Annotated in this window: 12 protein-coding genes and 1 pseudogene; 11 read left to right on the top strand and 2 right to left on the bottom strand. The window is 73.7% G+C overall.

Going from position 1 to position 11,870, the window contains the following annotated elements; all coding sequences use genetic code 11:
* Positions 1–435: DMT family transporter (locus BU198_RS13935; protein WP_188297148.1), on the bottom strand; the 435-nt coding region annotated here is incomplete at its 3' end.
* Between the two features lie 308 nt (positions 436–743).
* Between BU198_RS13935 and BU198_RS13930 the strand changes: the two genes are divergently transcribed.
* Together BU198_RS13930 and BU198_RS13925 are read left to right on the top strand one after the other, a co-directional pair.
* The gene (locus tag BU198_RS13930) at positions 744–1,664 is read left to right on the top strand and encodes a threonine/serine dehydratase (protein ID WP_188297147.1); all 921 of its coding nucleotides are present in this window, start codon (positions 744–746) and stop codon (positions 1,662–1,664) included.
* 268 nt (positions 1,665–1,932) lie between these two features.
* Positions 1,933–3,594 (top strand): APC family permease, encoded by a 1,662-nt coding sequence (locus BU198_RS13925; protein ID WP_188297146.1) that lies wholly within the window; start codon positions 1,933–1,935, stop codon positions 3,592–3,594.
* 67 nt (positions 3,595–3,661) lie between these two features.
* Here BU198_RS13925 and BU198_RS13920 read toward each other — a convergent pair whose 3' ends face one another.
* A complete protein-coding gene (locus tag BU198_RS13920; RefSeq protein WP_411293189.1) occupies positions 3,662–5,383 on the bottom strand; it encodes an FAD-dependent oxidoreductase in 1,722 nt (573 codons plus the stop codon).
* A gap of 205 nt (positions 5,384–5,588) precedes the next feature.
* On the opposite strand from BU198_RS13920, the gene BU198_RS13915 reads away from it, so the two are divergent.
* From BU198_RS13915 to BU198_RS13875, 9 genes and pseudogenes are all read left to right on the top strand, one after another.
* Positions 5,589–6,764: a SchA/CurD-like domain-containing protein gene (locus BU198_RS13915; RefSeq protein ID WP_188297144.1), complete on the top strand. Its 1,176-nt coding sequence runs from the start codon at positions 5,589–5,591 to the stop codon at positions 6,762–6,764.
* A 59-nt stretch (positions 6,765–6,823) separates the two neighbouring features.
* On the top strand, positions 6,824–7,249 hold the full coding sequence (locus BU198_RS13910) for a cupin domain-containing protein (protein ID WP_188297143.1): 426 nt from the start codon (positions 6,824–6,826) through the stop codon (positions 7,247–7,249).
* A complete protein-coding gene (locus BU198_RS13905) occupies positions 7,246–8,502 on the top strand; it encodes a beta-ketoacyl-[acyl-carrier-protein] synthase family protein (RefSeq protein WP_188297142.1) in 1,257 nt (418 codons plus the stop codon). The genes BU198_RS13910 and BU198_RS13905 overlap by 4 nt, the downstream gene beginning before the upstream one ends.
* A 5-nt stretch (positions 8,503–8,507) precedes the next feature.
* Positions 8,508–9,746, top strand: a complete 1,239-nt coding sequence (locus BU198_RS13900) for a ketosynthase chain-length factor (protein ID WP_188297141.1) — start codon at positions 8,508–8,510, stop codon at positions 9,744–9,746.
* A gap of 74 nt (positions 9,747–9,820) precedes the next feature.
* Positions 9,821–10,081 carry a phosphopantetheine-binding protein gene (locus BU198_RS13895; protein WP_188297140.1) on the top strand — a complete coding sequence of 87 codons (261 nt, stop codon included), beginning with the start codon at positions 9,821–9,823 and terminating at the stop codon, positions 10,079–10,081.
* A gap of 1 nt (position 10,082) precedes the next feature.
* Positions 10,083–10,538 carry an SRPBCC family protein gene (locus BU198_RS13890; protein WP_188297139.1) on the top strand — a complete coding sequence of 152 codons (456 nt, stop codon included), beginning with the start codon at positions 10,083–10,085 and terminating at the stop codon, positions 10,536–10,538.
* A complete protein-coding gene (locus BU198_RS13885; RefSeq protein ID WP_317620115.1) occupies positions 10,535–10,864 on the top strand; it encodes a TcmI family type II polyketide cyclase in 330 nt (109 codons plus the stop codon). The genes BU198_RS13890 and BU198_RS13885 overlap by 4 nt, the downstream gene beginning before the upstream one ends.
* A 284-nt stretch (positions 10,865–11,148) precedes the next feature.
* A complete protein-coding gene (locus tag BU198_RS13880; protein WP_188297138.1) occupies positions 11,149–11,580 on the top strand; it encodes a hypothetical protein in 432 nt (143 codons plus the stop codon).
* A 102-nt stretch (positions 11,581–11,682) separates the two neighbouring features.
* Positions 11,683–11,870 (top strand): annotated as a pseudogene (locus BU198_RS13875) (hypothetical protein); the annotation flags it as partial.

Here is an 11,870-nt window from a genome sequence, read left to right as displayed (position 1 = left end):
CACCAGCAGGGCGAGGCCGCCCAGGGCCAGTGCCACGGCGGCGGCCGCGCGACGGGTGAGGCGCTCGCCGAGCAGCAGGTGGGCGCCGAGGCTGGTGAACACCGGCCCGGTGCCGATGGTGACCAGGGTGGCGAGGCCGAGGCCCGCGTACCGCACCGAGCCGAAGTAGGCGCACTGGCTGACCGCCAGGCCGAGCCCGGTCAGCACGGCGGCCCGCCACCGGGTGCCGGCCCGCCCACCGCGGGGCTCACGGTTCGGCAGCAGGGCCAGGCAGAGCGCGGCGACGCCGAAGCGCCAGCAGGAGACGCCCGCCGGGCCGAGCCCGCCGGTGCGCATCAGCAGCGCGGACACGGCGCCGCCCACGCCCCAGGCGACGGCGGCGGCGGAAATGGACAGGAGGCCGTGCCGGAAGGGCACGGCAGCGTACAAGGTCATGCGTCGGTACTCCACGATGGGTTGCCGGTTCGGGTCCGCTGGGTGCGCGGGCGGCAGTCATCGCCCCGGCCGCGGGCAGGTCCCGTCGGGCCGGAGTGGGTGGAGTGGGCCGCCCGCTAGCGGGCCGGCGGGGGGAGGATCACGAAACGCACGGAGCCAGCGTACGCCCGTCCCGCTCGCGGCGTCCGCGATCTTCCCTCGTCCACGAACGGGACGTACCGTCGGCCCTGACCGGGGCTCCCACCGGCCGGAACCTCCGGCGGCCGGACCCCGGCGGAGCACACCCCTCGACGAAGGAGCGGAACACGATGGACCAGCTGACGTACGACGAGGTCGAGGCCGCGGGGAAGCGGATCTCCGGACGGGTGCGCCCGGTGACGGTGGCGCCGGGGGACGACGGAGGGCGGACCTGGCTGGCCCTGGAGTTCCTCCAGCACACCGGCAGCTTCAAGGCGCGCGGCGCGCAGAACTTCCTGCTCGCGCACGCCGAGGCGGGCACCCTCCCGGACTCCGGGGTGACCATCGCCTCGGGCGGCAACGCCGGGCTGGCCTGCGCCTGGGCGGCCCGCGAACTCGGCGTCCGGGCCACGGTGTTCCTGCCCGAGACGGCCTCCCCGGTGAAGCTGGCGCGGCTGCGCTCGTACGGGGCCGAGGTGCGGCTGGCGGGCCGGGAGTACGCGGAGGCCCTGCTGGCCTGCGAGGAGTTCGCGGCCGGCAGCGGAGCGCTGTCCTCGCACGCGTACGACCACCCGCTGATCGCGGCCGGTGCCGGGACGGTGCTGGCCGAGATCCGCGACAGGGTGCCGGGGCTGGACACCGTGGTGCTGTCGGTGGGCGGCGGCGGGCTGTTCGCCGGGGTGGCGGTGGCGGCCCGCGAGCACGGCGTCCGGGTGCTCGCCGTGGAGCCGACGGGCAGCCGCGCGCTGAACGCCGCCCTGGCCGCGGGCCGCCCGGTGGACGTCCCGGTCGACTCCGTCGCCCAGGACTCGCTCGGTGCCCGCCGGGCCACCGCCCTCGCCGTGGCCGAGGCCGCGCACGAGGGCGTCCGCTCGGTGCTGGTCGACGACGAGGCCATCGTGCGCGCCCGCCGGCAGCTGTGGGAGGACCGCCGGATCGCCGTCGAGTACGCGGCCGCCACCGCCCTCGCCGCACTCGACCAGGCCGCGGGCGAGCGCGTCGCCGTCCTGCTCTGCGGGGCGAACACCGACCCGTCCGATCTGGTGGATTAGCCCGGCGCCGCTATACGGAGACCACTATTCCCATTATCGAATAGACCGTCTATCATGCCGCCCCGCGCAGCAAAGTCGAAATTCGCGGCAGATCGATCGGATACGTAAGAGATCGGAGGCAATCACGCCCCCTACCTGCAAGGATCTCCAGAAAAGAATGTAAACATTCAGTAATGAAATCTGTGCAGGGGCACCTGAAAAGTCCTACTGTGTGGCAACTCTCATCGCTCCACCCACCCCGGAGCCCCCACCCACAGAGAGATCGTTCATGGCTTCCCTCAACCAGATCTCGCCGCCCGACCAGGGCACCGACTCCTCATCCGGAACCCCGCACCGCTCACTGCGCCGCCACGTCGGCCTCATCGGCCTCATGTGGGCCTCGGTCGGCTCGATCATCGGCTCCGGCTGGCTGTTCGGTGCGAAGGAGGGCGTGATGGCGGCCGGCCCGGCCGCCGTCGTGTCCTGGGGCATCGGCACGGTCGCGATCGTGCTGCTCGCGCTCGTGCACGCCGAGCTCGGCAGCATGTTCCCGGTCTCGGGCGGTACCGCGCGGTACCCGCACTACGCCTTCGGCGGCCTGGCCGGCATGTCCTTCGGCTGGTTCTCCTGGCTCCAGGCGGCGACCGTCGCGCCGATCGAGGTCGAGGCGATGATCGGCTACGCCCGGCACTGGTCCTGGGCAGGCGGCCTGCTCAACGACAACAACACCCTCACCGCCAGCGGCTTCGCCGTCTCCACCGTGCTCATGGCGGTGTTCGTCGCGGTGAACTTCCTCGGCGTGCGCGTCCTGGCCCGCACCAACAACATCGCCACCTGGCTGAAGATCTTCGTCCCGCTGCTCACGATCTTCGTGCTGGCCCTGACCAACTTCCACGGCTCCAACTTCACCTCGCACGGCTTCGCGCCGTTCGGCGCCCAGGGCGTGCTCGCGGCGATCAGCACCAGCGGCATCATCTTCGCCCTGCTCGGCTTCGAGCAGGCCATCCAGCTCGCCGGTGAGAGCCGCAACCCCAAGCGCGACATCCCCCGGGCCGTGCTCGGTTCGGTCGCCATCGGCAGCCTGATCTACACCCTGCTCCAGGTCGTCTTCATCGGCGCGCTGCCCGTCAGCTCCTTCGCCAACGGCTGGGACAAGCTCGACTTCCCCGGCATCGACGGCCCCTTCGCCGGCCTCGCCACCGTGGTCGGCCTCGGCTGGCTGGCCTGGGTGCTCTACATGGACGCCGTGATCTCCCCCGGCGGCAGCGGACTGATCTACACCACCTCGACCTCGCGCATCTCCTACGGCCTGAGCCGCAACGGCTACGCCCCGCAGCGGTTCGAGGAGCTGGACAAGAACGGCGTGCCGTGGTTCGGCCTGGTCATCGCCTTCGTCACCGGCGTGATCTGCTTCCTGCCCTTCCCGAGCTGGCAGGAGCTGGTCGGCTTCATCACCTCCGCCAGCGTGCTGATGTACGCCGGTGCCCCGCTGGCCTTCGGCGCGATGCGCCGCCGCCTGCCCGGGCACGAGCGCCCCTACCGGCTGCCGCTGGGCGAGCTGATCTCCCCGGCCGCGTTCGTGGTCTCCAGCCTGATCATCTACTGGTCCGGCTGGCACACCCTCTCCCGGCTGGGCATCGCGATCGTGCTCGGCTACCTCCTGCTCGGCAGCTACGCCGCGTACGCGATCAGGAAGGGGCTGCCGAACGCGCCCCGGCTGAGCTGGAAGTCCGCCCAGTGGCTGCCGCCCTACCTGGTCGGCCTGGGCCTGATCTCCTGGCAGGGCAGCTTCGGCGACGGCACCGGCACCATCCCGATGTGGGTCGACATGGCTCTGGTGGCGGTGTTCTCGCTGGTCATCTACTACTGGGCGATCCGGGTGGCGCTGCCGACCGAGGCGATCGAGCAGGAGATCGCCGACGTCGAGGTGGTCGACGAGGGCGGCCACTGAGCACCGACGACCGACAGGAGGGGCCCGCCGGGCGTGCGACCGGCGGGCCCCTCCGCGTTCCCCGGGGCTACAGGCTCAGCAGCGTCCGCAGCGCCGTCGTGAGTTCGGCCTCCGCGTCCTGCGGCGGGCCCGGCGAGCGCCACGCGACGAAGCCGTCCGGGCGGACCAGCACGGCACCCTCGGGGCCGATGCCGTGCAGCGCGGCGAAGTCCGCGCCGGGCTCTGGGGCCAGGTCGTCCTCGGCCCCGTCGCCGATCCGGTAGCCGTCCAGCGGGACGGCCAGCCGGTCGGCCGCGCGCCGGGCCCCCGCCTGCCAGGCACCGCCCTCGGGGCCGGTGAGCAGCACCATCGCCTGCTCGTACAGGTCCAGCGCGGAGAGCCGCACGCCGGCGCGCAGCAGCCACTGGTGCGGGGCGCGGCTGCCCGGCTCGCCCGCCGACTCGAACCGCTCGGGGACGACCGGCCCGGTCCGGTCCGCCCCGATCACCGCGCCCACCGGGTAGCGGTAGCCGAGCGCCACTGCCAGCACCCCGGTCTGCCGCCCGACGCCGGGCACCACCGTGTAGCCCGGGTGGCTGTGCTCGGCGGAGCGGGCCGAGGCGCGCTCACTGGTCACCTCGGCGACCGGGCGGCGCTCCTGCCCGTACGTCTCCAGCAGCCCGGGCCCGGCCCAGCCGCACAGCACGGCGGAGATCTTCCAGGCCAGGTTGTGGGCGTCCTGGATGCCGGTGTTGGAACCGAACGCCCCGGTCGGGGACATCTCGTGGGCTGAGTCCCCGGCGAGGAACACCCGCCCGGCGCCGTACCGCTCGGCCACCCGCTCGGCGGCGTGCCAGGGGGCCCGGCCGGTGACCTCGACGTCCAGTTCCGGCAGGCCGACGGCGGTGCGGATGTGCCGCTCGCAGCGCTCGTCGGTGAAGGCCTCCAGCGGCTCGCCCTGCTCGGGGTGCCAGGGCGCGTGGAAGACCCACTCCTCCTGGTTGTCCACCGGCAGCAGCGCGCCGTCCGCCTCCGGATTGGTCAGGTAGCAGGCGATGAAGTGCCGGTCGCCGACCACCTCGGCCAGCCGCTTCGCCCTGAACGTGATGCTGACGTTGTGGAACAGCTCGCCCCTGCCGCTCCGGCCGATGCCCAGGTGCTCGCGGACCGGGCTGCGCGGGCCGTCCGCGGCGATCAGGAACTCCGAGCGCACCACCCGCTGCTCGCCGCTCTCCCGGCTGCGCAGCACCGAGGTGACACCGTCCGCGTCCTGCTCGAAGGAGACCAGCTCGGTGCCGAACCGCAGCTCGGCGTCGAGTTCGCGGGCCGCGCGCCGCAGCACCGGCTCCAGGTCGTTCTGGCTGCACAGGCACCAGGAGCTGGGGCTGAAGCGGGCCAGCCGGCCGCCCGGGTCGATGTCCCGGAACAGCCACTCCTGCTCGGCGCCGGTCAGCGAGGGGGCCTGGAGGATGCCGTGGTTGGGGGCGAGGACCGAGGCCGCCTCGCGGATCGCCGGCTCGATCCCGGCCCCCCGGTACAGCTCCATGGTGCGGATGTTGTTGCCGCGCCCGCGCGGGTGGTGCGAGGTGTCGGCGTGCTTCTCGACCAGCAGGTGTCCGACCCCGAGCCGACCGAGGAAGAGCGAGGCCGACAGCCCGACCAGCGAGCCGCCCACGATCAGGACCGGTACCCGGTCCTCAACCTTCGGATTCATCAATTGCTCCGCCCTGTCAGGGGATTCCGCGGCCCGGCGACTGGGCCCGGCGCCGCCCTCGACGGGCCCGCCCAGCCGGGGGCCCCGCTCTTCCATCCCCCGCCCGAGGGGGACCGTGCCGCCCCTTCGCCCGGATGGCCCGCAAATCTCGCGCCGCGCCCGCCGCGCCGCCCACGATCGACCTCAGGCCTGGCGCCGACCGCCCGGCCGACCCGCCGTCGCACCGCCTCCCAGGCCGGGGAGCACCCGCCGGGCACGGCCGAACGGCCCGCAGCGTGCGGCCCAGAGCAGAAAGTGGATCATGACAACTCTGTCCGAACCCCAGCCGAAGCAGCAGGACGAGGCCGACAGCCGGCTGCGGGTGGTGCTGATGCTGGAGATCCAGGACGGCGCCCAGCAGCGCTTCCTCGACGTGTACGAGCAGCTGCGCCACCAGGTGGCCTCGGTCCCCGGCCACGTCAGCGACCAGCTCTGCCAGTCGATCAACGACCCGCGCCAGTGGCTGATCACCAGCGAGTGGCGGGACCAGGAGACCTTCCTGGAGTGGGTGGACAGCCCGGCCCACCGGGAGATGGTCAAGCCGATGCACGGCTGCGTCAGCGACAACTTCCGCTCGCTGCGCTACACCGTGCTGCGCGAGACCTCGGCGGCGGGCTCGACCGGCACCCGGGCCCCGATGGAGGTGCCGCCCGGCCTGCCGCGCACCGCGCCCGCCGGGCACGTCGGCCCGCCCAAGGCCGCCCCGGGCCCGGACGGCGTGGTCCGCCACGCGCTGACCTTCACCGTCAAGCCGGGCAGCGAGCCCGAGGTGGCCCGCATCCTCTCCGGCTACGCCTCCCCCAGGGCCGAGGTGGACAAGCACACCCGGCTGCGCCGCACCTCGCTGTTCATGCTCGGCAACCGGGTGGTCCGGGCCGTCGAGGTGGTCGGCAACCTCGGCGACGCGCTGCGCCACGTGGCGATGCAGCCCGAGGTGCGGGCCGTCGAGGAGGCGCTCAACCCGCACCTGGAGGAGGCCCGCCTGCTGGGCGACCCGCAGGCCGCCCGGGCGTTCTTCGCCAGGGCCGCGCTGCCCGCCCGGCACCAGGCGATCGCCAGCTCCCCCGCCTCCGCCCGGCTGCACCGGCACGCCGTGCTCTACCCGGTCCGGCCGGGCCGGGGGCAGGCCGTGGCCGAACTGCTCGCCGAGCACGACAACCTGGCCACCGCCGACCCGACCGGGCCGGTCGCGGCGGCCACCGTCTTCCACCGCGAGGACGTGGTGGTGCGCCTGGTCGACCTGCGGGTGCCGGCCGAGGCCGACCCGGCGGCCGCCCTCGGCGTGGCCGACGACCGGCAGGCCGCCGTGCTCGCCGGGCTGCTCGACCTCGGCCCGCAGGGCGACCTGCGCACGGCCGCGGGGCTCGGCGCCTTCCTCGCCGCCCGCGCCATGAACCCCGTCACCGACCGCAGTTCCGCCGACCCGATCAACAACTGACGCTGCGTCACTTCGCTGCCGCGTCACCGCCGCGGCGGCTCCCCCGGAGGTAGACCACCATGACCACGCAGTACCCACGGATCGTCAGCGTCCACGAGGCACCGGAGAACCGCCGTCACGGCGCCGAGCTGCGCACCATGCTCACCCCGACCAGCTGCGGTGCGACCAGCGGCTTCATGGGCCTGGCGATCGTCAGGCCCGGCGAGCGGATCGGCGAGCACTACCACCCGTACTCCGAGGAGTTCGTGTTCGTCGTCTGCGGCGAGCTGGAGGTGGACCTGGACGGGAAGCCCCACCCGCTCAAGCCCGACCAGGGCCTGATGATCCCGATCGACATGCGCCACCGCTTCCGCAACGTCGGCGACACCGAGGCCCGGATGGTCTTCCACCTCGGCCCGCTCGCCCCGCGCCCCGACCTCGGCCATGTGAGCACCGAGGGGACTGCGGCGTCCGGGCCCCCGGAACACGCCAAGGTGGGCTCGTGACCCGGCGCGTCGCCGTCACCGGGATCGGTGTGGTCGCGCCCGGCGGGGTCGGCGTCCCGGCGTTCTGGGAGCTGCTCACGGCCGGCCGCACCGCGACCCGGGGCATCACGCTCTTCGACCCCACCGGGTTCCGCTCCCGGATCGCCGCCGAGGTCGACTTCGACCCGGCGGCCCACGGGCTGGGCCCCGAGGACGTCCGACGGGCCGACCGCTACGTGCAGTTCGCGATGGCCGCGGCCGACGAGGCGATCACCGACGCCGGCCTGGACCTGGCCGCCGAGGACCCGTGGCGGATCGCCGTCTCGCTCGGCACCGCCGTCGGCGGCACCACCCGGCTGGAGCACGACTACGCCCTGGTGAGCGCGGCCGGCGCGCGCTGGGACGTGGACCACCGGCAGGCCGAGCCGCAATTGCACCGGGCCTTCGCGCCCAGCACGCTGGCCTCCGCGGTGGCCGAGCGGACCGGCGCGCACGGCCCGGTGCAGACCGTCTCCACCGGCTGCACCTCCGGGCTGGACGCGATCGGCTACGGCTTCCAGGCGGTCGAGGAGGGACGCGCCGACATCTGCCTCGCCGGCGCCTCCGACTCCCCGATCTCGCCGATCACCGTCGCCTGCTTCGACGCCATCAAGGCCACCAGCGAGCGCAACGACGACCCGCGGCACGCCTCCCGCCCCTTCGACGCCGACCGGGACGGCTTCGTGCTCGGCGAGGGCGGCGCCGTCCTGGTGCTGGAGGAACTGGAGCACGCCCGCCGCCGCGGCGCCAGGATCTACGGCGAGATCGGCGGCTTCGCCACCTTCGGCAACGCCTACCACATGACCGGCCTCACCAAGGAGGGGCTGGAGATGTCCCGGGCGATCGACGAGGCGCTCGCCCACGCCCGGGTGGACCGCACCGCGGTGGACTACGTCAACGCGCACGGCTCGGGCACCAAGCAGAACGACCGGCACGAGACCGCCGCGGTCAAGCGCTCGCTGGGCGGGCACGCCTTCAGGACGCCGATGAGCTCGATCAAGTCGATGGTCGGGCACTCGCTGGGCGCGATCGGCGCCATCGAGGTCGTCGCCTGCACCCTGGCGCTCACCCACGGCGTCGTGCCGCCGACCGCCAACTACGAGACTCCGGACCCGGAGTGCGACCTCGACTACGTGCCGCGCACCGCGCGCGAGCTGCCGCTGAGCCACATCCTCTCGGTCGGCAGCGGATTCGGCGGATTCCAGTCCGCCGTCGTGCTCAACAGAACGGGGTGAGTTCCATGACGTCACGTCAGCAGGGCCGCCGGGCGGTGGTCACCGGCCTCGGCGTGGTGGCGCCGAACGGGGTCGGGGCCGACGCCTTCTGGAAGGCCACCAGGCAGGGCGTGAGCGTCCTCGACCGGATATCCCGCGAGGGCTGCACCGAGCTGCCGCTGCGGATCGCGGGCCAGGTCGACGGGTTCGATCCGCGGTCGGTGATCGACAGCCGCTTCCTGGTGCAGACCGACCGTTTCACGCACTACGCGATGGCCGCCGCCGACCTGGCGGTGACGGACGCCGGCTTCCGGCCCGACCCCGAACAGCCCTTCGCAGTCGGCGTGGTGACCGCGGCCGGCTCCGGCGGCGGCGAGTTCGGCCAGCGCGAGCTCCAGCAACTCTGGGGCCAGGGACCGAAGTTCGTCGGCCCGTACCAGTCCATCGCCTGGTTCTACGCGGCCAGCACGGGACAGATCTCGATCCGCGGCGGCTACAAGGGCCCGTGCGGGGTGGTCGCCAGCGACGAGGCCGGCGGGCTGGACGCCCTCGCGCACGCCGCCCGGGCGATCGAGCGCGGCACAGACGCGGTGGTGGCCGGCGCCGCGGAGGCCCCGCTGGCCCCGTACTCGATGGTCTGCCAGCTCGGCTACCCCGAACTCAGCCTGGCCGACAGCGCCGAGCGGGCGTACCTGCCGTTCACCCGGCAGGCCTGCGGCTTCTCCCCCGCCGAGGGCGGCGCGATGCTGCTGCTGGAGGACGAGGAGGCGGCCCGCCGGCGCGGCGCCCACGTCCGGGCGCGGCTCGCCGGGCACGGCGCCACCTTCACCGGGGCCTCCCGCTGGGAGGAGTCCAGGGAGGGGCTGGCCGCCGCGATCCGGATCGCGCTGGACGAGGCCCGCATCGCGGCCGAGGAGGTCGACGTGGTCTTCGCGGACGCCCTGGGCGTGCCTGCCGCCGACCGGGCGGAGGCCCTGGCGCTGGCCGACGCGCTCGGCCCAGCCGCCGAGCGGGTCCCGGTCACCGCGCCCAAGACCGGTACGGGGCGGGCCTACTGCGGCGCCCCGGTGCTCGACGTGACCGCCGCCGTGCTGGCCATGGAGGACGGCGTGCTGCCGCCCACCCCCAACGTCACCGAGGTCTGCCACGACCTCGCCCTGGTGACCGGCCGCGCCCGTCCGGCCGAGCTGAACACCGCGCTGGTGCTCAGCCGCGGGCTGATGGGCTCCAACTCCGCGCTGGTGCTCCGGCGCGCGCGGCCCTGACCCACCGGCCCTCAACCACCGGCCCTGAACCACCGGCCGTGAACCACCCCGTCACACCTCCGAAGGGACACCCCGTGAGCAACACCCTCAGCTATCCGGACCTCGCCGACCTGCTCCAGGCCCGGGCCGGGGTCACCGTCGACCCGGACGACCTGGCGGAGCCGGGCGCGGAGTTCGACACGTTCGGCATCGACTCGCTCGGCCTGCTCGGCGTGGTCGGCGAACTGGAGAACCGGCACGGCCTCAAGGTCACCTCGGGCGCCGAGTCGGCCAAGACCCCGGCCGAGTTCCTGGAGCTGGTCAACTCCTCCCTCGCCACGAAGGCTGGTGCCTGAGATGCCCGGACACACCGACAACGAGATCGTCATCGCCGCCCCGCTCGACCTGGTCTGGGAGACGACCAACGACCTGGAGAACTGGCCGCAGCTGTTCAGCGAGTACGCCTCGGTGGAGGTGCTGGACCGCCAGGGCAGCCTGGTGCGGTTCCGGCTCACCATGCACCCGGACGACAACGGCCAGGTGTGGAGCTGGGTCTCCGAGCGGGAGCCCGACCGGGACACGCTCTCGGTGCGCGCCCGCCGGGTCGAGCCCGGACCGTTCGAGTTCATGGAGATCCGCTGGGAGTACGCGGAGGTGCCGGCCGGCACCAGGATGCGCTGGATCCAGGACTTCGCGATGAAGCCGACCGCCCCGGTCGACGACCAGGGGATGACCGCCCACATCGACCGGAACTCGAAGGTCCAGATGCAGCTGATCCGGGAGAAGGTCGAGAAGCGGGCGGCGGAGCTGTGACCGGCGCGCACCGGGCGCTGATCGTCGCCCGGATGAACCCCGGGGCCGCGCCGGGCATCGCCGAGGTGTTCGCCGAGTCCGACCAGGGCGAGCTGCCGCACCTGATCGGCGTCACCGGTCGCAGCCTCTTCCAGTTCGGCGACGTCTACCTGCACCTGATCGAGGCCGACCGCCCGCCGGGACCGGCCGTCGCCAAGGTCCTCGGGCACCCCGAGTTCCGGACCGTCAGCGACCGCCTCACCGCGTACGTCCAGGCGTACGACCCGGCCACCTGGCGGGAGCCGAAGGACGCGATGGCGCGGGAGTTCTACCGCTGGGACCGCTGATCCGGCGCTCCCCGACGGGCCCGCCCCCGGCCGTGTGCCGGGGGCGGGCCCGGGTGCGTCCGGACCGGCCCGCCGACGGCGGGATTCACCCGGTCGGCCGGGCGATCCGGGTGAACACGCCCGGGACTCCACCCGAAGGGCCCACGCTCCGTACCGGCGCTGCCACACTCCGGTGGCAGGCGGCCGCACGGTGGATGACGGTGGATCAGGCGCACCCCCCGCGAGTCCCCTTGCCCGGCACCGTGTCGGCAGTCGCGGTCCTGCGCGCCGGAAGGATCATCCTCATGCGTTCTGCACGCACGCTGCTCGCCGGGGCGGCCGTCGCCGCCGTGCTCACCGTCGGCACCCCCATCGCCTTCGCCGACGGGGCCGCCGACCAGGGCAAGAACCTGACCTGGCAGGAGAAGCAGGACAAGACCGAGAAGACCTCCGACAACTCCAAGGGCACCGACGACAAGAAGAGCGGTGCCGCCTCCGACGAGCACAAGGGCACCGAGGCCAAGGGCACCGAAGCCAAGGGCAGCGACGAGCACAAGGGCACCGAAGCCAAGGAAGAGGACCACAAGACCCCGCACGGCGGCGTGCACACCGGTGGCGGCGGCCTGGCGCTGTCCGGCAGCGGGCTCGCCTCCGGCGCGGTGCTGCTGCTCGGCGGCCTCGGCGCCGGCGCGTACGCCCTGCGCCGCGGACGCCGTTCCTCCGGCGCGGTCGCCTGACGCCGGTCACCCTGCTTCCGCCGCCTCCGGGCGCCTCCCCGCACGGGGCGGGCGCACCGGGGGCGGCGGGCCGTCGTGGAACCGGTCGAGCGGAGGACAGGAATGACGGACGGTCCCGCCCCTGGAATGCCCCGGCTGCTGCGCGCGGGGATGGGCGCGGCAGCGGTCGGGCTGCTGCTGATCTACAACTCGGTGGACACCGGGTCGGACGCGGACGGGTCACAGGACCGGGCCGCTCCCCCGGCCGCCGCCGCACCCGCCGTCCCCGGGCCCTCGGGTGCCGGCGACGC

Source organism: Streptomyces sp. CBMA156 (assembly GCF_014596515.1).
In the GTDB taxonomy this organism is placed as follows: domain Bacteria; phylum Actinomycetota; class Actinomycetes; order Streptomycetales; family Streptomycetaceae; genus Kitasatospora.
This window is presented reverse-complemented; position numbering and strand designations above follow the sequence as displayed.